General features: G+C 49.2%; 18 protein-coding genes. 2 read left to right on the top strand and 16 right to left on the bottom strand.

The window, feature by feature from the left end:
* Positions 1–67: 67 nt before the first annotated feature.
* On the top strand, positions 68–436 hold the full coding sequence (locus NSQ19_RS05005; RefSeq protein ID WP_340702499.1) for a 3D domain-containing protein: 369 nt from the start codon (positions 68–70) through the stop codon (positions 434–436).
* 41 nt (positions 437–477) lie between these two features.
* On the opposite strand, the gene NSQ19_RS05000 is transcribed toward NSQ19_RS05005, so the two are convergent.
* The 3 genes from NSQ19_RS05000 to sigE all read right to left on the bottom strand — a co-directional run bounded on the left by NSQ19_RS05000 (position 478) and on the right by sigE (position 3,086).
* A complete protein-coding gene (locus NSQ19_RS05000) occupies positions 478–756 on the bottom strand; it encodes a YlmC/YmxH family sporulation protein (protein WP_017554168.1) in 279 nt (92 codons plus the stop codon).
* A gap of 679 nt (positions 757–1,435) precedes the next feature.
* Positions 1,436–2,212, bottom strand: a complete 777-nt coding sequence (gene sigG, locus NSQ19_RS04995; RefSeq protein ID WP_013858985.1) for an RNA polymerase sporulation sigma factor SigG — start codon at positions 2,210–2,212, stop codon at positions 1,436–1,438.
* A gap of 154 nt (positions 2,213–2,366) precedes the next feature.
* Positions 2,367–3,086 (bottom strand): RNA polymerase sporulation sigma factor SigE, encoded by a 720-nt coding sequence (gene sigE, locus NSQ19_RS04990; protein ID WP_019721956.1) that lies wholly within the window; start codon positions 3,084–3,086, stop codon positions 2,367–2,369.
* Positions 3,087–3,496: 410 nt separating this feature from the next.
* Between sigE and NSQ19_RS04985 the strand changes: the two genes are divergently transcribed.
* Positions 3,497–4,720 (top strand): IS110 family transposase, encoded by a 1,224-nt coding sequence (locus tag NSQ19_RS04985; RefSeq protein WP_340702498.1) that lies wholly within the window; start codon positions 3,497–3,499, stop codon positions 4,718–4,720.
* Positions 4,721–4,889: 169 nt separating this feature from the next.
* On the opposite strand, the gene spoIIGA is transcribed toward NSQ19_RS04985, so the two are convergent.
* The 13 genes from spoIIGA to ftsL all read right to left on the bottom strand — a co-directional run bounded on the left by spoIIGA (position 4,890) and on the right by ftsL (position 21,646).
* Positions 4,890–5,816 carry a sigma-E processing peptidase SpoIIGA gene (gene spoIIGA / locus NSQ19_RS04980; protein ID WP_237349150.1) on the bottom strand — a complete coding sequence of 309 codons (927 nt, stop codon included), beginning with the start codon at positions 5,814–5,816 and terminating at the stop codon, positions 4,890–4,892.
* 599 nt (positions 5,817–6,415) lie between these two features.
* Positions 6,416–7,549: a cell division protein FtsZ gene (gene ftsZ / locus NSQ19_RS04975; RefSeq protein WP_013858981.1), complete on the bottom strand. Its 1,134-nt coding sequence runs from the start codon at positions 7,547–7,549 to the stop codon at positions 6,416–6,418.
* An 87-nt stretch (positions 7,550–7,636) separates the two neighbouring features.
* Complete coding sequence (gene ftsA, locus NSQ19_RS04970) at positions 7,637–8,926, bottom strand: cell division protein FtsA (protein WP_340702497.1); 1,290 nt, start codon at positions 8,924–8,926, stop codon at positions 7,637–7,639.
* A 318-nt stretch (positions 8,927–9,244) separates the two neighbouring features.
* On the bottom strand, positions 9,245–10,000 hold the full coding sequence (locus tag NSQ19_RS04965) for a cell division protein FtsQ/DivIB (protein WP_340702496.1): 756 nt from the start codon (positions 9,998–10,000) through the stop codon (positions 9,245–9,247).
* Between the two features lie 27 nt (positions 10,001–10,027).
* The gene (gene murG, locus NSQ19_RS04960) at positions 10,028–11,131 is read right to left on the bottom strand and encodes an undecaprenyldiphospho-muramoylpentapeptide beta-N-acetylglucosaminyltransferase (protein ID WP_013858976.1); all 1,104 of its coding nucleotides are present in this window, start codon (positions 11,129–11,131) and stop codon (positions 10,028–10,030) included.
* A 180-nt stretch (positions 11,132–11,311) separates the two neighbouring features.
* Positions 11,312–12,412 carry a stage V sporulation protein E gene (gene spoVE, locus NSQ19_RS04955; RefSeq protein WP_013858975.1) on the bottom strand — a complete coding sequence of 367 codons (1,101 nt, stop codon included), beginning with the start codon at positions 12,410–12,412 and terminating at the stop codon, positions 11,312–11,314.
* A gap of 78 nt (positions 12,413–12,490) precedes the next feature.
* The gene (gene murD / locus NSQ19_RS04950) at positions 12,491–13,846 is read right to left on the bottom strand and encodes a UDP-N-acetylmuramoyl-L-alanine--D-glutamate ligase (protein ID WP_017553744.1); all 1,356 of its coding nucleotides are present in this window, start codon (positions 13,844–13,846) and stop codon (positions 12,491–12,493) included.
* 1 nt (position 13,847) lies between these two features.
* A complete protein-coding gene (gene mraY, locus NSQ19_RS04945) occupies positions 13,848–14,822 on the bottom strand; it encodes a phospho-N-acetylmuramoyl-pentapeptide-transferase (RefSeq protein ID WP_013858973.1) in 975 nt (324 codons plus the stop codon).
* Positions 14,819–15,259, bottom strand: coding sequence for a hypothetical protein (locus tag NSQ19_RS04940; RefSeq protein WP_017553743.1), 441 nt, complete (start codon positions 15,257–15,259; stop codon positions 14,819–14,821). The genes mraY and NSQ19_RS04940 overlap by 4 nt, the downstream gene beginning before the upstream one ends.
* Before the next feature lie 5 nt (positions 15,260–15,264).
* Complete coding sequence (locus tag NSQ19_RS04935) at positions 15,265–16,722, bottom strand: UDP-N-acetylmuramoyl-L-alanyl-D-glutamate--2,6-diaminopimelate ligase (protein WP_340702495.1); 1,458 nt, start codon at positions 16,720–16,722, stop codon at positions 15,265–15,267.
* A 274-nt stretch (positions 16,723–16,996) separates the two neighbouring features.
* Complete coding sequence (locus tag NSQ19_RS04930) at positions 16,997–18,913, bottom strand: stage V sporulation protein D (protein ID WP_029142128.1); 1,917 nt, start codon at positions 18,911–18,913, stop codon at positions 16,997–16,999.
* A 238-nt stretch (positions 18,914–19,151) separates the two neighbouring features.
* On the bottom strand, positions 19,152–21,290 hold the full coding sequence (locus NSQ19_RS04925) for a penicillin-binding protein (RefSeq protein ID WP_340702494.1): 2,139 nt from the start codon (positions 21,288–21,290) through the stop codon (positions 19,152–19,154).
* Positions 21,287–21,646: a cell division protein FtsL gene (gene ftsL, locus NSQ19_RS04920; protein WP_013858968.1), complete on the bottom strand. Its 360-nt coding sequence runs from the start codon at positions 21,644–21,646 to the stop codon at positions 21,287–21,289. The genes NSQ19_RS04925 and ftsL overlap by 4 nt, the downstream gene beginning before the upstream one ends.
* Between the last annotated feature and the right edge of the window lie 7 nt (positions 21,647–21,653).

Here is a 21,653-nt window from a genome sequence, read left to right as displayed (position 1 = left end):
ACTTTTCTGTTATATTAAACTGCTAGTCTATTGATAATAAATCACTTACATAGAAGAGGTAATGAATTTGAAGAAAACTTTGGTATCATTACTGACTGTATGTATGTTGTCAATTGGAACGGGACACGCATTTGCGGCAACAACTTCTTCTTACCGCACGATGACGGTGAAAGCAACGGCTTACACAGCGGGTTCCGGCGGCGGGATTACGGCCACCGGCATCAACTTGAAAAGGCATCCTTCCGCAAAAGTGATTGCGGTCGATCCAAAGGTGATCCGGCTCGGTTCGAAAGTGTACGTTCCGGGTTACGGTATGGCGGTTGCCGGTGATACCGGCGGGGCTATCAAAGGGAAAAAAATTGATGTATTTATTTCAAGTAAAAAGAAAGCCCTTCAGTGGGGCCGCAAAACAGTGACAATTAAAGTGTATAAGTAAAAAACGGCTGCGCGGCCGTTTTTTTCTTTTCCAGGCCGCGCTTATTTTTTCGGTTCCTGCAGCTGCTGCTGTGTATAGGCCGACTCTTTAAACCTGACGAGGATAACGTCGGTGCCGATTTTTACGATGTTGCTCCACGGGATGACCACTTCGTCCTCTTTTCCAAATAAGCCGAACATTTTCCCCGATGAGCCGCCGACAATGATACTTTCAATTGTGCCATTATCCAGGTTGATATCAATATCTTCCACGTTTCCGAGTTTTCTGCCGTCCGATATGCTGACAACATCCTTCACTTGAAAATCCGAAATCCGGACCATCTGCTCTCCCCCCCTGCTGTCTTTCCGCCATGTAATACAAGTTTATGCACGGGAGGAGCATTTTACGAATAGAAAAGCAGCGAGCGTTATCGGCTAGCGGATTTTCCGGCCTCTTCCCTACGGTAAGCGGGCATCGGCTCGTTCCTCGCCGTGTTTCCTTTATCCCACATTAACGGGCAGTAAGACCCCCGCCATGGGCACTCAGAAATTACATCCTAGTAAGTTAGACGGTGGCAACTGCCCGTAAATGTCCGATTGGTTCAACTTGCAATCATCAGGGCAATGGCCCTGATGATTGCAGTTTCACTCAATCTCAGTCAGAGGCCTAATAAAATCCGTACGCCGATAATCAAACGCCCTCCGCTTTTCTTATTGTCCAGCTCCGGCTCCTAGCGGCTAGCGGATTTTTACGTCTTCTCCTTTCGATAAGCGGGCATCGATTCACCTGTCGGCTCATCGTGTTTCCTTTATCTCGGTCGAAGACTACAAAATCCGTACGCCGCTGTACAGTCGCCTCCGCTTTTCTTTGTCCAGCTGCGGGCGCTGTCGGCTAGTGAATTTCCAGTCCCCTCCCCTACGATAAGTCAACATCGGCTCGTTCCTCGCCGTGTTTCCTTTATCTCAGTTCGGGGACTATGAAATTCATACGCCGACGAGCAAGCGCCCTCCGCTTTTCTTACTACTGTATATTTTTGTTCATTTGTTTGATGGCTGCTTTTTCGAGGCGGGAGACTTGGGCTTGGGAGATGCCGATTTCTTCTGCGACTTCCATCTGTGTTTTTCCTTGGAAAAACCGTTTGCGGATGATCATTTTCTCCCGCTCGTTCAGGCGCCGCATCCCTTCCTGCAAGGCGATTTCTTCAATCCATTGCGAATCTTTGTTTTTTTCGTCACTCACCTGGTCCATGACATAAATCGGATCCCCGCCGTCGTTATAAATCGGTTCAAACAACGATACGGGATCCTGTATGGCATCAAGTGCAAATACAATATCTTCGTGCGGAACATCCAGCTCTCTGGCGATTTCTTCTGTTGTCGGTTCATTCGAAGTGGCGCTCATCAGCTTTTCCCTTACTTGCAGGGCTTTATAAGCAATATCCCTCAAGGAGCGCGATACGCGGATCGGATTATTATCCCGTAAATAACGCCGGATTTCGCCGATAATCATCGGCACGGCGTACGTTGAAAAGCGGACATTTTGATTCAGATCAAAATTATCGATGGATTTCATGAGTCCGATACAGCCGACTTGAAACAGGTCGTCCACATATTCGCCGCGGTTGTTAAAGCGCTGAATGACGCTTAACACAAGGCGCAAATTGCCATTGACCAGCTTTTCTCTTGCAGACGTATCGCCGGCATGCATTTTCTTTAAAAGATCCCTCATTTCCTCATTTTTCAAAACGGGAAGCTTGGAGGTATCCACCCCGCAAATTTCCACTTTGTTGCGCTTCAAATCTTTTCCCCCCTTCAGGACTCAGGAACTGCTGTTCAAAAAACAGTATCTCCCCGGGTGGGAAATTTATGCACTGCGCAAAAAGCGGGAATTGCCTGCGGAAGATGCCTGGACATTGCCGTTCCTGCTTCCCGCCCGCCTGCAAATTTTCCTGCTATACCATTTTATTGAATTCTTTACGCAATCTTTTAATTATTCTTTTCTCAAGCCGTGAAATATAGGACTGGGAAATGCCGAGCATATCGGCGACATCTTTTTGTGTTTTCTCTTCCTGCCCTTTAAGGCCGAAACGCAATTCCATAATCTGCTTTTCCCGGTCCGACAAACGGTGCAGGGCGCTGTAAAGCAATTTTTTATCGACATTTGCTTCAAGGTCCCTTGTGATGATATCATCGTCTGTGCCGAGCACATCCGAAAGCAGCAGTTCATTGCCGTCCCAATCGATATTTAGCGGTTCATCAAACGAAACTTCGGACCGGAGCTTATTGTTCCGCCTTAAATACATCAAAATCTCATTTTCAATACAGCGGGAAGCGTATGTCGCCAGTTTGATCTTCTTTTCCGGATTAAACGTATTCACGGCTTTAATGAGGCCGATTGTGCCGATGCTGATTAAATCTTCAATATTGATGCCGGTGTTTTCAAATTTGCGCGCAATGTAAACGACAAGGCGCAAGTTGCGTTCAATGAGGAGCGAACGTGCTGCCTTATCCCCTGCCGGCAGTTTTTTTAACAGCATTTCTTCTTCTTCTTTGGAAAGCGGGGGCGGCAGGGCTTCATTCCCGCCGATATAATACACTTCATCCGCTTTCAGCCCGAGCTTGAACAGGAGTTTGTACCAAAAATAAGAGAGTTTCAACCGTAAATGTTTCACATTCATCCTCCTCGTATAATAAGTTTAAATCCAAAGTGGATGTCAATTTCCAGTTCATTCTGCTGCTCATTGACAAGTGAATATAAGATTTTGTATTCCGGGCTCGCCCGGAATACAAGTTCGGACTTGGACGCTTCGCGATGTTCCCGGATAATGGTCTTAGGATCGTTTGGGTCAATGCTTCCCCTCCTTGTAGCCTGACTACTCGAAAAGTCTGCATCCCCAGGTTCTTGCTTGAACGTCTAACCCGTAGGCCGTTCCTCCGGATCTCCGTGCTGGAAATGAGCAGTTCCAGGCAGCCCACGGCCCGGATGAGTTCTCATACGCGAGGCTGACAGATCGGCAAGCCATCTGGGGATATCCCGAAGCGTCCGATTCCATCGATCCCAATACAGAGAGGAGGAAATCATATGCCCTTATTTGTCGGTATTGACGTGAGCTCCAAAAACCTCGATGCCTGCCTGATGGATGGAATGGGGGAAACGTTGGCCACCCAAACGGTGACAAACAATCTTCCCGGTGCCTCTGAGTTAAGAGACGCCATCCTCCAACATGCGGAGGCGGATGACACCATCCAGATCGCCATGGAGGCCACATCTGTGTATAGTTGGCACCCGGCAATGTTTTTCCATGAAGATCCCGAGCTGAAACAGCGTCGTACAAAGGTGTTTACCCTGAATCCGAAGCTGGTGAGAAATTTCAAAAAGGCTTATGCCGAGATGGACAAGACCGATCCCAAAGATGCCTGGGTAATTGCGGACCGCTTGCGTTTCGGGAGATTGCCGAAATCCGTGATTCAGTCAGAACAATACCTTGCCCTTCAACGGTTAACACGGATGCGCTATCACCTGATTCAAAGTTTAACCCGGGAACAACAGGTATTTTTGAATCATCTGTTTTTCAAATTCAGTGCCTTTAACCTTGAAGTGGATACATCGGTCTTCGGCCATGCCATAACGGAATTTTTGCTTGAGGCCTATAGCCTCGATGAAATTGCCCAAATGCCTCTGGAGGACTTAGCGATGTATCTCCAGACCAAAGGCCATGGCCGCTTTAGCGATCCCGAGGATTTGGCCGCATCCATCCAAAAAGCTGCCCGGTCCTCTTACCGGCTTTCTAAATGTGTGGAGGATTCGATTGACTTGGTCCTGGGCAGTTCTATTGAGATCATCCGGCATCTTAAACGCCAAATCAAGGATTTGGATAAGGCGATTGCCCGCGTTCTTGATGGAATCCCGAATACCCTCCAGACCATTCCGGGAATAGGCCCGGTGAGCTGTGCTGGGATTCTCGCTGAAATCGGCGACATTGAGCGCTTTGACGACCAAGCCGCGATCGCAAAATTTGCTGGATTGTTCTGGCCCCGCCACCAATCGGGTGATTTTGAGGCTGATGACAAAATGCTTGCGCGTACAGGCAATCGTTATCTCCGGTATTACCTGGTTGAGGCTGCCAATCTGGTCCGGCGACACGAACCTGAGTACCGCGCCTTTTACCAAAAGAAATATCGTGAGGTGCATAAGCACTCACACAAACGCGCCCTCGTCTTAACGGCAAGAAAACTGGTGCGCCTGATCGATGCGCTGCTCCGCAACGATCAAATTTATGCGCCGAAAAAGAAGGTGACGCGATGAGGTAACCAGGTAACCATCATCGATAGCCTGAAATTGAAAACTTCCAGATTATTCCAATTATCTGGAGGCTTAGTTCAGTATTGCCATTTTTACGACATAGAGCCAACAAAATTTCCAATTCACTTGTTTTTAACCCTTGACATCACACCGTAGGACTTTAAAGTCACCATCAGGCGGATTGCGCAGCTTCTGCCATCATTTGCGGGTGGACAATGCAGCTGAATGCATCATCGCCGGATAAACGTTGTGCCGAAAAAGAAACCAGCACTTTTTTTACAGGCCATGTCCGGTTTCCGCTCGTCAGTTGCACCTCATCCGGCTTGTACGCCAAAAGAATCGATTGTTTCCCGACCGTTTTTGCCGGAACGAACCGGATGCGGCCGGCCCATTCGTCAGGAAGTGCAATACTTCCGTCCAGCAGACGGGTCGCATCTTCCGCAAGCGCCGCAATTTCTTCGGGGAGATGCTCACGGACGGGCAGGATGGAAAGGATCATCACCGGCAGCTTTGTCAGCGGATCATATAACTGGTTGCCGCTGTCCACCAGCCCTTTTACTGTAAAATCACTTTCCCCGATGCGGATATAAACATCGACAAGCTGGTCATACTTGATTTTCGCCATTTCAAGCCCCTGAATCCGGTTCTTTGAAAACAGCCATGCTGCCGGAAGACCAAGCGCAACAAACGCCCAGCTGACCGGATCGCCGAATCCCCCCGCCGCAGCTTTCAGCATTTTCACCTGCATGTCAAAACGAAAGCTTAAAAAGTAGTGGGCCCCCATTAAAATGCCGCCCATCAGAAACGTGGCAAAATAAAAGGTTAAGAGATTTGAAAAAAAATAGCGCCACCTCTTATAGCCGAAAACCGCAAACACCATGGCGCCGGAAAAAAGCAACTTTACGGCCGGGTTGCCGGCGTAATAAGAGAGCTGCGGCATAAAGCCCATGATGATGATCACTGAACCGATAAGCCCGCCTGAAAGAATCCGGAGCAGGCGGGCCGGCCGTTTTAAGGCAATGCTTGTCAGCCATAACAGCAGGCTGTCGGCGAGAAAATTCAAAAGCCAGATGGCATCCATATATACAACCAAACGCATCCCCCCTGTCTCCGCCTCAAATGAACCTGCCCCCCCAAAACAGCCGCTTCTGCCCGGGCCGCGCGCCCGAAGCCTGCGGAATGCTGCCGCAATGCATGCTGTGTCGGTTTTCGTGCACCAACCCGGTGACGTTGTTGAAGGGTACATCCACTAAGGCTTTAGGATCTCCAACCCGGTGACTGTGGCTGAAAGGTACATCTGCTGCGGCCTTAAGGGCTCCCATCCGGTGAATGAATCATGGCACAAACCGGCCGTCGCAGTTCCGGCATACCCCGGCTGCCAGGCGGGCCGCTTTGCGCAATTGCTGCATCTGCCCTTCTTAATTTGATTTATGGCTAGTATAACGCACCTGGAGCATCAAAGTGTGTCAGTTTCTGCTGGCAAAAAAACAGAACTTTTCATTTTTTTAACCGAAAAGTGTCAGGCGTGCTTTCCGGGTAGTCCTGTAGTCACGTCGGTATGCATCCGAAAAGAAAAAACCCGGCTGGATAAGCAGGCACCCTCTGCGAATCCAAACCGGGTTTGAAAAGTATTCAAGCGCAAAAAAGCCCGTCTTTGCTTTCAGGCGATGGCCTGGAAAACAGAGACGGGCTCTTTCATTATTTTCTTCTGTTCCGGTTCCGCAAAAAAGTCGGAATGTCGAGTGTATCTTCACTGTACTGAACGGTGCGCTGCGGTTCAGACTGGGGTTCTTCACGCTTTGTTTCGCGCTTTGTTTGCTGATTCAGCGCCGGCCTCGACTGTCCGAGCGGCGGGCGCTGCTTGCCCTGGGCCTGTGCTTCTTCATTAAAGCCGGTTGCAATGACCGTGACCACAATTTCATCCTTCAGGCTTTCATTGATGACGGATCCGAAAATCATATTGACTTCCTGGTCTGATGCGGACGCGACAATATCGGCCGCTTCCTGCACTTCATACAAACTTAAATTCGCGCTGCCGGTGATGTTCATCAGCACGCCTTGTGCACCGTCAATGGACGTTTCAAGCAGCGGTGATGAAATGGCTTTTTTTGCCGCCTCTGTCGCACGGTTTTCCCCGGAAGCGATCCCGATTCCCATGAGCGCCGAACCTTTATTGGTCATAATTGTTTTGACATCCGCAAAATCCAGGTTGATCAAACCCGGCACCGCGATCAGGTCGGAAATCCCTTGTACGCCCTGGCGCAGCACATTATCCGCTTCCCGGAATGCTTCCAGCATTGGTGTGCTTTTATCCACAATTTCCAGCAGGCGGTCATTCGGGATAACAATCAGCGTATCGACCGCCTCTTTCATGGCACTGATGCCGCCGGCCGCCTGGTTTGCCCGTTTGCGACCTTCAAATGTGAACGGCCTTGTGACCACCCCGACCGTCAGCGCCCCGAGTTCCTTTGCGATATGGGCAATGACCGGCGCCGCCCCTGTTCCGGTGCCGCCGCCCATCCCGGCTGTCACGAATACCATATCCGCACCCTTTAACGCTTCTTCAATTTGTTCTTTGCTTTCTTCGGCCGCTTTCCGCCCTACTTCCGGATTTGCGCCGGCACCGAGGCCGCGCGTTAACTTTGCGCCAATTTGCATTTTAATTTCAGCTTTGGAAAGGTTTAATGCCTGGGCATCCGTGTTTACGGCAATAAATTCAACGCCCTGCAGATTATGTTCAATCATGCGGTTCACGGCATTGTTGCCGCCGCCGCCAACGCCGATAACTTTTATCGTTGCCAAAGCGTCTACATTGGTATCGAACTCTAACATTCACTAATCCTCCTAATTCGTATTGCGTATCTTATCCCGGTCCTGCTGCCGGACGGGCTCCGGTTTTCCGCACATGATGCCGGCAGGCTATTCGAAAAACAAACCAAAGAATTTTTTCATTTTCGATGAAATTTTTTCTTCCTGGCCGGATGCTTGTTTCGGTTTGGACTGCGGTTTTTTCGCCGGTTTCGGTTCCGCATGCTCCATTCCGGCTGCCACCAGGCGGGAACTGACATTTTTCCCTTCCAGCCGCGCATTTTTCGCGGCGTACTGGATCAGGCCGACCGCCGTCGTGTATTGCGGCTCACGGACGCCGATATAATCCGGAATGGCGACTCTTACGCGGTTTTGAAAGACCGTTTCTGCAAGCTCCGGTACACCGGGCATATTTGCAGTGCCCCCTGTCAGCACAATCCCACCCGGCAAATCATGAATGCCGATTTTCCTGAGTTCCTGCTGGATAAACAAAAAGATTTCTTCTAATCTAGCTTCTATAATATCAGAAATTTGTAATTGGTTAAATTGTTCTTTTTGTTCGCTGCCGATGATCTGCACATCAAAAACATCGTCTTCGAGCGCATCCTCGCTGAACGCGTGCCCGTGTTTCAGTTTGATTTTTTCCGCATCTTCCGTTGAAGCCCTCAGACAGATGGACAAATCTTTTGTGATATGGTCTCCGCCGACGGGCAGCACGCTCGTTGTCCGGATATGGCCGTTTTCAAAAACAGCCAGCGTCGTCGACCCGCCGCCGATGTCAACGAGTGCCGTCCCGAGTTCCATTTCATCTTTTGACAGTGCAATGGTGCCGGCTGCAAGCGGCATGAGGACAATTTCCGCAATGGTCAGACCAGCCTTTTCCACACAGCGCAATGTATTATGTAAGATCGTTTTGGAAGTCGTGACAATGATGCCTTCCATTTCCAATCTGACACCGATCATCCCGCGAGGATCATGTATTTCATCTAAACCGTCCACAATGAATTGCTTCGGAATGACATTCACAATCTCTCTTTCGGGAGGAATAGAAAGCACTTGCGCCGCATCCATCACTCTTTGTACATCCCCGTCCGTGATTTCACGGTTTTCGCTCTGGACCGCCACCACCCCGTGGCACGACTGCAGCATCACATGATTGCTGGCAATGCCGACGATCACGTGGTCAATTTTCATGCCGACCATTCTTTCCGCTTGCTCAATTGCCCGCCTGATGGACAGTACGGTTTCATCTATATCTACAATCGATCCTTTTTTAATGCCTTCGGACCTGACATTGCCAACCCCAATAATATTTAATGAATCATTGCCCATTTCGGCAATGATGACTTTCGTGGCAGATGTACCGATGTCAAGACTCACATATATTTCACTGCTGTTCATACTGCGGCACCTCCCTTTGCCTTTCGATCAAACGCAATCCGCCTATGTTAAAGCCCCATTTTTCCAATTCGTCTCTTCTGAGGCGGGCTCTTTTTGCCGTTCCGTCCGTGAGCCCGCCTGAAGCCTCCATTTAAAAAGGTGAGTATAAAGAAAGTATTCTTCGTCATGGTGAAATTCCCTTTTTTTCAATCGGACTTTTTTCATTTTCTTTTGGTTATCAAAATATTTCCAGCCTCAAAATATAGCAATTCCTAAAATTTGGTTTCATCATAAGTCTACACTAAGATGGACACGGAGAAAAGCGAAATTTTTTCATGTTCACTTCGAATCGTAAGCTTTAAAATACGAACCGACTTCAAGGTCAATCACACCTTTTTTCTTCGGGTCAAGCTGGCTGATGATCGAAGGGTAATGCGCCATCTTTTCTGCGAATGACGGAATGCTGGCGCGTACTTCAAAACCGTTATTCATGTACAGGGTGACAAGGTCACGGTCAACGTTTGAAGGGGTATAGCGGACTTCCGAAATGGCATTTGTGATCGAATCCGGCAATTTTTGCATCTGGCGGATCATTTCATGCAAATGCGTATCCTGTTTGAAGCCGGTAAATATCAGGCTTGCGGCCGGAATTTCTTTCACAGTTCTTTTGACGACCGAACCGTTGTCCAAAACCGGCAAAAAACCATTTTTCTGCTGTAAATACCCGATTTTTTGATGTTCTTCCACTTTTATGTAAAGCGTATTCGGCAAGGAAATGCCCACTTTCACCGAATCAACTTCAGGGATGGATGCAATTCTTTTCCGGACTGCGTCTTTACGGATATTCCATATATTCTCACCTGTTGCAATGCCGCTTTTTTTCAGGATGTACGGCTTGCTGACCGCCTCATTCCCCTCTATCTGAATGCGATGGACGCGGCTCAGCGGGGACTCAAGGTAGATGATCAGCATCACCAGCATAAAAAAAACCGTCAGCAGCATGATGAGCCGCCGGTTCGTTTTTCGGCGGCGCTGCTGCTTTAATTTCGGGATCCGGTCTTCCAGCGAAACGATGTTTTTGTCAGACCGCGCCATTTTGTTCCTCCCTTTTTATTTGCCGCATCATGATTTGGCTTTTGCGGCCAGATTTTCCATCACTTCATAAAGCCGCCACGAAGCGTCACGAATGCCGAGCTTGCGGGCGGCCGCCTGCATTTTCTCCATTTGTTCCCGATCCAGTAAAATTTTATCGATCAGGGACACGAGCTTCGCGGAAGATAAATCTTTTTCAAGCAGCATAAAAGCTGCACCGTTTTCCAAGAGTGTTTTCGCGTTTTTTTCCTGGTGATTATTTGTCACATAAGGGCTCGGAATTAAAATACTAGGCAGGCCGAGCGCCGTCAGTTCGGCCAATGTGGTTGCGCCCGCCCTTGAGACGACAAGATCCACCGCACGCAGCACTTCCGGCATATTGTGGATAAACGGCACCACTTTGATATTTCCCTTTTCGCCGATCAGTGCAATTTCTTTTTTGACGGCCTCATAATGCACATCCCCTGTCGCATAAATGACCTGGTAATTTTTTTGTGCAAAATTGGAAAAAGATTTCACAACCGCTTCATTAATCGGGCGTGCCCCGCGGCTCCCGCCGAAAATGAGAACGGTTGGAAGCGTAGTTTTCAGGCCGAAACCGGAAAGGACGTCGCGCCTTTTCTCCCCGATCACTTCCGATGCGCGCGGATTGCCTGTCAGTACTACTTTTTTCTCATCAAAAAAAGATTTTGCGGATTCAAAGCAAATGGCCACTTTGTCAACGTACCGGCTTAAAAACTTATTCGTCAGCCCCGGCACGCTGTTTTGTTCGTGGATAATGGTCGGGATGTGCAGTTTGGCGGCGGCGTAGACAACCGGCCCGCATACATACCCGCCTGTGCCGATGACAACATCCGGCTTGAATTCCCGGATGATTTTTTTGCACCGACTCACGCCCTTTAGAAAGCGGGCAACCGTTTTGACATTTTCAAACGAAAGGGAGCGTTTAAACCCCGTAATATGAATCGATTTGAACGGAATGCTTTCCCGCGGCACAAGCCGGGATTCGAGCCCTTTTTCCGTGCCGATATACAAACATTCCGTGTCAGGATGTTTCTGTTTGATCGTTCTGATCAATGCCAGGGCCGGATAAATATGCCCGCCTGTTCCGCCCCCGCTGACAATGATTTTCATTTTTTCCACCTCAGGACGCCGTGCTGGGTTGCACGGGTATCAATATATGATGTTTGAACCATTCATTTTCCTATATTACTATATTTTAAACGACAATGGGTACACAGTAAAACGATTATTATCAAAATGTTAACTAGTTGTCAAACGAAAAAAGAACCCCTTTATGAGGTTCTCCTTCCGTTACAGCCGGGAATGGCGGCTGATGTTTAAGAGCACGCCGACTGCGACAAGCATCAACGTCAAAGAAGAGCCGCCGTAACTGATGAACGGAAGCGTAATGCCTGTAACCGGGATTAGGCCAATGACGACGCTGATATTGATCATCACCTGGATCGCGATCATGGAAATAATGCCGACTGCGAGCAGGCTTCCGTACAGATCGGGTGCGCCAAGCGCGATCCGGATTCCGCGCCAAAGCAGCAGCGCAAACAAAATCAGGACAAAAGTCCCGCCGATAAAACCGAGCTCCTCGGAAAGAATGGCAAAAATAAAATCATTTTGCGGTTCCGGCAGATAGTGGAATTTTTGCTTGCTCTCCCCAAGCCCCATGCCGAACAGGCCACCCGGGCCGATCGCAAGAAGCGACTGGATAATTTGAAATCCTTTCCCCTGCGGATCGGACCATGGATCAAGGAAAGAGGTAATCCGTGCGATCCGGTATGGAGCCGATAAAACAAGAGCGACAAAACCGCCCACACCAAGGAGCCCGAGCATGGCAAAATGGGCAATGCGGGCGCCGGAAACAAAAATCATGATGATGCATGTCCCAAGCATCACCGTTCCCGTTCCAAGGTCCGGCTGTAGCATAATCATCCCAAAAGCAACAAAAACGAGCGCCAAGGCCGGGAGCATGCCTTTTTTAAAAGTCGTAATGTATTTCTGGTTTTCCGATAAAAATTTTGCCAAATACGCGATCAACGCCATTTTAATGAATTCAGAAGGCTGGATGGAAAATGCGCCGACCCCGATCCAGCTCCGCGACCCGTTCCGTTCAAGCCCGATGCCGGGAATCAACACAAGGACGAGCAGCACAAAACAAATGACCAGGATGGTTTTCGCCCATGCCCGCCACGTCCAGTAATCAATGCGCATCACGAAAAACATCGCTGCCACGCCGAGCCCGGCAAAAAGCAGCTGCCGCTTCAAAAAATAAAATGCATCGTTAAATTTGTACTCCGCCACGATCTCACTCGCGCTGAACACCATCAGGAGCCCGGTTGCAAGCAGCGCCAGGGTCACAATGATTAATAAAAAGTCGGGATTCGTTTTTTTCGACGGCATCCGCGCCCACCCCAGAAAAGATTTAGAGCTTCCCGCAAAAACCGGCAAACCGCACCGGTAAAAAAGCGGTCCAAGCCCTTATCTTAACTTATGCACGGCGTCGATGAAAATATCACCACGAATTTCAAAAGATTTGTACTGGTCCCAGCTGGCGCATGCCGGCGACAGCAAAATGCAATCGCCCGGTTCGGATAATGCCCACGCGGCCGGGACGGCTTCTTCCACGTTTTCCACCGTGCGGATGACCGGAATGCCTGCTTTTTTCGCGGTGCTTTCCAGTTTCGGCGCGGTTTCCCCAAAAGTAATCAATGCTTTGACGTACTTCAAAGCCGGGATCAGTTCATCAAAGCCGTTGCCGCGGTCGAGCCCTCCGGCAAGCAGAATGACCGGCTGATGGAAAGCAGCGAGTGCGGCTTTGCAGGCCAGGATATTGGTCGCTTTTGAATCGTTGTAAAATTTCCGCCCTTTGATTTCGCCAATATATTGCGTCCGGTGCTTGACGCCTTTGAACGTTGCGAGCACGCCGCGGATAGCATCATTACTTGCCCCCATCAGCTTGGCAGCGGCGACAGCGGCTAAAATGTTTTCCAGATTATGGTCTCCCGGCAGCACAATTTCAGCGCGGTCCATGATTTTTTCGCCTTTCCACATGATGCTGCCGTCTTTTACCGATGCGCCGTCTTCAACATATTCCTTCGTTGAAAAAGGAATAATTTTTGCTTTTGTGAAGGAGACCAGATCCCACAGTTCCGGCTGGGCATGGTTCAGAATCAGGAAATCATCCTCTGTCTGGTTCCGGGTAATATTTGATTTTGCTTTTGCATAAGCTTCTTTTGTCCCGTGATAATCGAGATGGGCTTCATAAATATTCGTGATGATGGCAATATGCGGCCTGAACGTTTGCACGCCCATCAGCTGGAAAGAAGACAGCTCCACCACCATCTGCTGGCCCGCGCTTGCTTTTTGCGCCACCGTGGAAGCCACTTTGCCGATATTTCCGGCAATTAACGGATCAAAATGCGGATCCGCCTGGAAAATTTCATAAATCAAAGTGGTGGTCGTCGTTTTCCCGTTCGTTCCCGTAATGCCGACCATAGGGCATTCTGCAATTTTATAGGCCAGCTCGATTTCGGTAATGACCGGGATCCCTTTTTCAAGCGCCCCTGCAACAAGCGGGTTCGAATAAGGGATACCCGGATTTTTCACAATCAGTTCAAAGCCTTCATCCAGCAGTTCGATCGGATGGCTGCCACAAATGACTTTGATGCCCTGTTCCAAAAGCCCCTGCGCCTCCGGGTTCTCTTCAAGCGGTTTATAATCATTCACCGTTACAAACGCCCCGAGCCGGTGCAACAGGGAAGCCGCGCTCACCCCGCTTTTTGCCAGCCCGAGCACCAATACTTTTTTATGTTCATATTCCGTGATATTTTTCATGTTACATCCACACCTCGATATAAATTCCTAAAATCGCACACAAAAGGCCTACCGCCCAGAACGTCACGACAACACGCCATTCCGACCAGCCCGCCAGCTCATAATGGTGGTGCAGCGGGCTCATCCTGAAAATTCTTTTTCCTGTTGTCTTAAATGATATCACCTGGAGAATGACAGACAAAGTCTCGATGACAAAAACACCGCCAATCACAATTAAAAGAATCTCAAGATTGGTCAGAATCGAAATGGCGGCAATCGCCCCGCCCAATGCAAGCGATCCGGTGTCCCCCATGAAAACTTTTGCCGGATGGGCATTAAAGACGAGAAAACCGAGCACGGCCCCAACTACGGCAACCGAAAACAGGGCGACATCCGCCTGTGACTGGTTCCATGCCAAAACGGCGAATGCCCCGAAAGCAATCGCTGCCGTCCCGGATACAAGGCCGTCAAGCCCGTCCGTCAGATTGACCGCATTGGAAAACCCGACAAGCCAGAGAAGAATGATGACAAAGTAAAACCAGCCGAAATCAACCGATTTGTCCGTAAACGGAATCGAGACTTCCGAAGATAAATGGAAGTGGCGGAAAACGACATAAAAAATGACGGCAACGAGAATCTGGCCAAGCAGTTTCTGCTTCGATGTAAGACCAAGATTCCGCTTCATCACCACTTTTATAAAGTCATCCAAAAATCCGAGCAGCCCGAATCCGATCGTAACAAGCAGCAGCAGGTAAATTCTGACAGTCGGTTCAGCGAATTTACCGGCCATGACCAGCGTGGATGCAATGATCGATACCAAAATAATCAAGCCGCCCATTGTCGGCGTCCCGGATTTTTTCTGGTGCGATTTCGGGCCTTCTTCCCGGATGCTCTGGCCGAATTTCAGTCTCCTTAAAAAAGGGATAAAAACGGGCGAAAGCAGCACGGAAATTAAAAAAGCCATCAGCGTTGTAAAAAAAATTACCTGCTCGATCATGCTTTTTCCCTCCCGTGGCGCCTGCATGCACAAAGCAGCCGCTTCCTGTTTTCCGCATCCGCCAAATCATATGTATGAGGGTTTTTGTCCCGCAATTCCGGGCCATAAAAAATAAAAGTTGTCTTCATATCCAAATCCTTGCTTTCCATTTTTTTTAGATAAAACTGTACCAGTTGTGTAAAAGCAAAAGAAACATCTTCTGCCATAAACAGCGGAAAATCATTCGGTATATAGCGGGGCACGGGCGCATCTTTTTTCCAAAGCGCCGCGATTGCCCCGTGTGCAATTGCCCGGTTAATGTCCGGTTCAGAAAAAGGGACGTATAATCCCTTTGGCTGGTTTACATCTGCAAACACGCTGACTGTTGCAAATTCGAGCGCCATCTCCATGCCGCGGCCCAAACTGAAAAGGCGGGCTGTATCCCCGAATGATAACATATGCTTCACCGCTCCTTTATCATTTCCAGTGCAACTTCCCTGTCATCAAAATGATGCACTTCATTTCCAATGATTTGATAAGTTTCATGGCCTTTTCCGGCAATCAGGACAACATCCCCCGCCTTTGCACGGAAAATGGCTGTTTTGATTGCTTCCCTCCGGTCGGGGATGCATGCATACCGCTCGCCTTCTACCCCTTTTTCCATCTCGCGCAAAATGGCAAGCGGATCTTCGCTGCGCGGATTATCCGATGTAAAAATCGGATAATCCGCATATTTACAGGCAATTTGCGCCATCACCGGCCGCTTTGTTTTATCGCGGTCGCCGCCGCAGCCAACAACGACAAAGATTTTTTTCTTGGCAAACTGCCGGACCGTTTTCAGGACATTTTCCAGACTGTCGGGCGTGTGCGCATAATCGACAATCACGGAAAAATCCTGGCCGCCGTTTACGAGCTCAAACCGGCCGCGCACGCCTTCCATCGCTTCCGCCGTTTTAATGATCGAATCAAGCGGCACCCCGGAAACAACCCCGGTTGCGATCGCTGCGAGCATATTATAGACGCTGAACTTCCCGACAAGCTGCAGACGGACTTCCCGTTTTTCAAACGGCGTCACAAGCGTGAATGTCGTCCCACGGGCGTGCATGTCAATGTTTTCGGCCATAAAATCCGCATCGCGGTCGATCCCGTACGTTATGACAGGCACCGCTGTTACTTGTTCAAATTCTTTTGATGCGGCGTCATCTGCATTTAAAATGGCATATTTCGGCTTATCCTGCGGGCAGGAGTTCCCGAGCTGCGAAAACAATAAACTTTTAGCGCGCCGGTATTCTGCCATTGTTTTATGGTAATCGAGATGATCCTGCGTGAGATTTGTGAAAACGGCAATATCATAGTCGCAGCCGTGCACCCGGCCTTCAACAAGCGAATGCGAAGAAACTTCCATCACACAGTCGGTGACGCCGCGCGCGTTCATTTCATGAAATATTTTTTGCAATGTCAGGCTGTCCGGCGTTGTGTTTTTCGTTTCCAGCGTTTCATCGCCAATTTTCATATACATCGTGCCAATCAGGCCGGTCGTTCTGCCTGCATCCCGGTATATTTTTTCGATAATATGGCTCGTTGTTGTTTTTCCGTTTGTGCCGGTAATCCCGACAAGGCGGAGCTTGCGGGACGGCTGCCCGTAAAACCGGTCTGCAAGGAGCGCCATTGCCCGTTTTGTATTGCGGACGATAATGACCGGTACATCCACATCGACCGGCTTTTCGGCTAAAATGGCTGCTGCGCCCCGTTTTGCCGCATCAACGGCAAACTTGTGCCCGTCAACCGTATAGCCTTTGATGCAAATAAACAGACTGTTTTTCGTGACAAGCCGGCTATCCTGGACAAGTTCCGTAATTTCCGGATTCACAGCAGGCATTTTCACAAACGACAATGCCTCTAACAATGTATGTAACTTCATTTGCTTCCAACCCTTCCTGTTCCAAACCCTTGTTGCTGCATCTTTTTTGTGTATACATGTAAATACAGTCCTTTTCTATTGTACAAAAAAAACGGCCATTAAGCTATGAAGTCCTGCTGATTTTTAAAATGTAAGCCGGAGCAGCCCTGTTTTATGCCCCTTGAAACAAAAACACGGGCGGCCGGACATACGGCGCCGCCCTGTTTTCCTGCATGCAAATCCGGATTGTCGGGCCTGGCGGGGCCCAAGTAAATAAGGAAATGGAAAGTCTGTTTTACTGCATGTAAACCCGGATCGTTGAGCCTTCTTCCACTTTCACGCCTGGTTCAGGGGACTGCCGGATCACCTTGTTTCCGGATCCGCTGACGTCAAGTTTGAGATTGTATTGGTCGTTCATCATCTCTTTTTTCGTCTCCCCGATTAAATTTGGCACTTTCACCGTTGGCGTTTCAAAATAACTTTTTTCTTTTTCCGCCTGGTTTTTCACCGGCTTGACGCCCATGGCACGCAGGCTGTCGCCGATGATCGTGCCCGCGATCGGGGCTGCCACCTGGCCGCCGAATTGGATCGTATTTTTCGGATTATCGACCGCCAAGTAGACGACGATTTTTGGATCATTGGCCGGGGCGAAACCGATAAAGGATAAAACATAATTGTTTTCGAGATAGCGGCCGTTTTTGGCTTTTTGCGCCGTCCCGGTTTTCCCGCCGACCGGATAACCGTCCACATAAGCATTTTTTCCGCTCCCCTGTGTGACAACTGTTTCAAGCGCATGGCGGATTTGTTTTGACGTGTTTTCCGAGATCACCCTTCTTTTGGCAACCGGGTTTTTTCGCATGACCGTTTCCCCAGTTTCAGGGTCGACGAGTTCCTTTGCAATATACGGTTTGTAGAGGATCCCGCCGTTTACGGCAGCCGAGACCGCCGCCACCTGCTGGATCGGCGTAACAGAAACCCCCTGCCCGAAAGCCGTTGTCGCTAGTTCAACCGGCCCGACGCGATCAAGGTTGAACAAAATGCCGGAAGCTTCGCCGGATAGATCCACGCCGGTTTTTGTGCCAAACCCGAAATTGCGGATGTATTTGAACAATGTATTTTTCCCGAGCCTTTCACCGAGTTCGACAAAACCCGGGTTGCATGAATTTTGGACAACCTCAAGGAACGTTTCGCTGCCGTGCCCGCCCCTTTTCCAGCAGTGCAGCGTCGAACCTCCGACTTCAACCGCGCCGGAATCGTAAAATTTGTCTTTTGTCAAATTCACTTTCTTTTCTTCAAGGGCGGCGGCAAGTGTGATAATTTTAAATGTCGATCCCGGTTCGTATGTGCTCCAGATCGGCAGGTTCCGGTTATACACTTCCTGCGGCACATTTTTATAATTGTCAGGCGTATAGCTCGGCCTGCTTGACATCCCGAGAATTTCCCCGGTGTCCGGGTCCATGGCGATCGCAATCAGCCCGTCCGGATGATATTTTTTTTCAGCATTATCGAGTTCGCGCTCAATGACCGTCTGGACTTTTGTATCAACCGTTAGCTTCAGGTCAAGCCCGTTTTTTGGCGCTTCATATTCATCCGCCATATCCTTCATCTTTTTCTTCCCTTTTGCGTCCGTATAAAACTCGACTGCCCCTTTTTTTCCGCTCAGCGCATCATCATAATACAGTTCGAGCCCGGTCAGCCCCTGATTGTCGGCGCCGGTGAATCCGAGTACATGCGAAAGGTAGCGGCCGAACGGATAATACCGCTTGGAATCTTCCGCGATATAGACCCCCGAAAGCCCGAGGCGGCGTACGTCATTTGCCTTTTCATTGCTGATTTTCCGCCCTTCTTTTATTCTGACAATCGATCTGACCTGTGTAATCTCTTTATAGATCTTTTCTTTGTCTGCATCAAGGGCGTTCCCCAGTTTTTCTGCCGTTTTCGCCGGGTCCTTGACCTGCCTCGGAATGATGAAAATCGTCGGGGCGCTTTGGTTGGAGGCAATCGGCACGCCGTTTCTGTCTTCGATTTTTCCCCGCTCCCCTTCAAAAGGGATACTTCTGCTCCATAGCGCTTTTGCCCTGTCCGTCAGCATATCCCCGAGCCCGAACTGGACATAACCGAGCCGCACATCTATAATGCTGAAAATGACAATCCCGCAAAGCAATATAAAAACAAGCCGCTTTCTCACCGTAACATTGGATACACGTTTCACGAGCGCGCCTCCTTTATTTAAATCTCAAAGCAGCAGACTCCACGGCGCAGGAAAGATGAAAAGTTTCAGCCCTGCAGGCTTTCTGAAATCCTGCAAATCCGCTCCGGGCGAAACAAGCCCTTTGTTGCCTTTACACCCATTTATATGCTTGTACGCATCCGGCTAGTACCTTTTCACGCGCATGAAAAAAAGCAAGCCTTGTGCTTGCTTTTTTTTCGGCATCCCTTCTGTCGCCCGCCTATGGATTCTTAAATTTTACAGTAAGGGCCTGCCCGGATTTCACCTTTGACTTTGCCGGAATGCTTTGTGATACGGCATAGCCTTCCCCGCTTATGGCCAGGCGGAGGCCGAGCAGTTTGGCAGCGCCCGCCACGTCACGTTTCGAAAAGCCGCGTATATCCGGCATTACCCTATTGCCATTTGTTTTCAAAAATACTTTTGCGCCCGGCAGTAGTTTTTCCTGTGCCTCGGGTTCCTGGGCTGTCACGGTATCGCCATCGCCGAGCACAACAGGGGTAAGCCCCAGTGCTCTTACGGCAGATGATGCTTCTGTCCGGCTGTCACCCGTAAAATCAGGAAGCTTGGCAAGGCGTACGGCCTTCCCTTTTGCCGGTTTAATATTTAAATATTGCAGGCTGTTCTTCATAATCGGGTTAAACAGCGCTTTAACCGGTTCGCCACCAAGCTCGCCTGCTTTTAAATGCGGCTGCTGGACAACGGCGTAAACGATTAATTTCGGATTGTCTTTCGGCGCCATGCCGAGAAAAGAAAAGATATAGTTATCGGTACCGGTTAAATATCCGCCGCCGTTCGGATTCGGGATCTGGGCGGTACCGGTTTTGCCGGTCACCTCATAGCCCGGAATGTTATAGGCCGTGCCGGTCCCGGTTTTTTTATTCGTCACAACCGTCCGCAAATAATCCCGGACTTTTTTCGCGGTGTCCGCGCTGATCGGGTTGCCGGCAACGGTTGGTTTTGTTTTTTCCGTTTTTCCGGTTGTGGGATTGACCACTTTGTCGACTACATACGGCTTCATCATTTTCCCGTCATTGGCAACCGCTGTTGCCGCCTGAATCATCTGCATTGCGGTAACGGTTGTGCCCTGACCGAATGTCGTCGTATACCGTTCGACCGGATAATCGTATAAAATTTTGCCGGAAGCTTCATTTGGCAAGCCGACTTTCGTCTTTTTCCCGAACCCGAACGCTTCCAAATATTGCTTAAGTTTATCCTGCTTAATATAATCAAGCAATGTGGCAAATGCGACATTCGAAGAACGCTGCAGCCCTTCCAGAAAGGTGATCCTGCCCCAGCCGACCCCGCCGTTATGGTCTTTAATCGGGTTTGGCACATTTTTTACATGGAATTCCCCTGACTTATAGGTCGCATACGGGTGAAAAGCGCCTTCCTGGACGGCCGCCGCCAAGGTAAAAATTTTCATCGTCGAGCCCGGTTCATAAGCGGTTTCGACTGCTTCGTTCTGCCAGACGCTCAAACCTTTCCGCGTTTCCGGGTCAAATGTCGGTCGCTGCCCCATCGCCAGTATCCTACCCGTTTTCGGATCTGCCACGACAACAAACGCTTTTTTCGGATTGTATTGCTTCTGGACTTTGCCAAGCGCATCTTCAACGAAAGACTGGATTTTCTTGTCAATCGTTAAATAGACATCTTCCCCGTTTTTCGGTTTGGTGACTTTTTTATGCGCGTTTGGCAAAATATATCCCCAAAAGTCGCCTTCATAACTGATTTTTCCGTCTTTCCCTTCCAAAGCGGCATTCATGCTTTTTTCGATTCCCATTACGCCTGCCATTTGGCCGCCCGTCTCATTTTTCTGCGCATAACCGACCAGATGGGAGGCAAACGAACCGTTCGGATACGTGCGTTTCGGCACCGCTTCGAACTGGATGCCCGGCAGGTTCAGTTTTTGAATTTCATTTTTTGTTTGATAGGGAATATCCTGCCCCGCTTTCCCGAATTCCACTTGAAACCGCCCTTTTTGTGTCAGAAGCGAATAGATTTTTGATTCGGGCATGTCAATATATTTTGCAAGGGCCTGGGCGGTTTTCCGGGGGTTGACAACATGTTTCGGATGTTCCGGATCAATCGTGGCTTTCGGGTCCAAAATAGCAACCAGATTGTACGAAACAACATTTTCGGCGATCACTTCCCCGCTTGCATCGTAAATATTGCCGCGGGAAGCGGGAATGGTGCTTGTCCGCAAATACTTTTTCGCCGCTTTTGCCGCGAGCACTTTCCCGTCTGCCTGCCCTGTGATTTCAATCGTCAAAAACCTTACGGCGATAATAAAAAAGGACAGACCGAATATGATAAATAATATCGCTGCCCCCCTGTTTGTATTCAGTTTTCTAGACTTCATTTATTTTCAACAACCTTGACATTATTCTCGTCCAATTTCAAGCCGAGTTTTTTTGCCTTTTCGTAAATACGGTCGTAGCGGCTTAATTCGCTTACTTGCATTTTCAAATCATCGGTCACCTTGTTTTTGTTCTGGATCGCGGTTTTCGTATCTTCAATCGACCGGTTGGCATTATAAATCGCAGCTTCCGTTGATACGATCTTCACGGCCATAATCAGAACGAACAAAGCAAAAAGGCTTGCGATAATCTTTTCCCCTAAAGTGATCTGCGCGCGTCTTGTGACCGGGGCTACTCTTTTTTCAACCTGTTGCTGTTGTTCCGGCGCACGTTTCGGCTGCCTTGCTAAATTACTCAAAAAACTC

Source organism: Weizmannia sp. FSL W8-1119, assembly GCF_038008605.1.
Lineage (GTDB): Bacteria > Bacillota > Bacilli > Bacillales > Bacillaceae_C > Weizmannia > Weizmannia coagulans.
This window is presented reverse-complemented; position numbering and strand designations above follow the sequence as displayed.

Bases quoted from the DNA above. Each gene is read 5' to 3' on its own strand.
- NSQ19_RS04925 (WP_340702494.1), bottom strand. From the start codon at position 21,290: ATGAAGTCTAGAAAACTGAATACAAACAGGGGGGCAGCGATATTATTT.
- murG (WP_013858976.1), bottom strand. From the start codon at position 11,131: ATGAAAATCATTGTCAGCGGGGGCGGAACAGGCGGGCATATTTATCCG.
- ftsA (WP_340702497.1), bottom strand. From the start codon at position 8,926: ATGAACAGCAGTGAAATATATGTGAGTCTTGACATCGGTACATCTGCC.
- NSQ19_RS04965 (WP_340702496.1), bottom strand. From the start codon at position 10,000: ATGGCGCGGTCTGACAAAAACATCGTTTCGCTGGAAGACCGGATCCCG.
- NSQ19_RS04985 (WP_340702498.1), top strand. From the start codon at position 3,497: ATGCCCTTATTTGTCGGTATTGACGTGAGCTCCAAAAACCTCGATGCC.
- spoVE (WP_013858975.1), bottom strand. From the start codon at position 12,412: ATGCCGTCGAAAAAAACGAATCCCGACTTTTTATTAATCATTGTGACC.
- spoIIGA (WP_237349150.1), bottom strand. From the start codon at position 5,816: ATGCGTTTGGTTGTATATATGGATGCCATCTGGCTTTTGAATTTTCTC.
- ftsZ (WP_013858981.1), bottom strand. From the start codon at position 7,549: ATGTTAGAGTTCGATACCAATGTAGACGCTTTGGCAACGATAAAAGTT.
- murD (WP_017553744.1), bottom strand. From the start codon at position 13,846: ATGAAAAATATCACGGAATATGAACATAAAAAAGTATTGGTGCTCGGG.
- NSQ19_RS04935 (WP_340702495.1), bottom strand. From the start codon at position 16,722: ATGAAGTTACATACATTGTTAGAGGCATTGTCGTTTGTGAAAATGCCT.
- mraY (WP_013858973.1), bottom strand. From the start codon at position 14,822: ATGATCGAGCAGGTAATTTTTTTTACAACGCTGATGGCTTTTTTAATT.
- NSQ19_RS04940 (WP_017553743.1), bottom strand. From the start codon at position 15,259: ATGTTATCATTCGGGGATACAGCCCGCCTTTTCAGTTTGGGCCGCGGC.
- NSQ19_RS05000 (WP_017554168.1), bottom strand. From the start codon at position 756: ATGGTCCGGATTTCGGATTTTCAAGTGAAGGATGTTGTCAGCATATCG.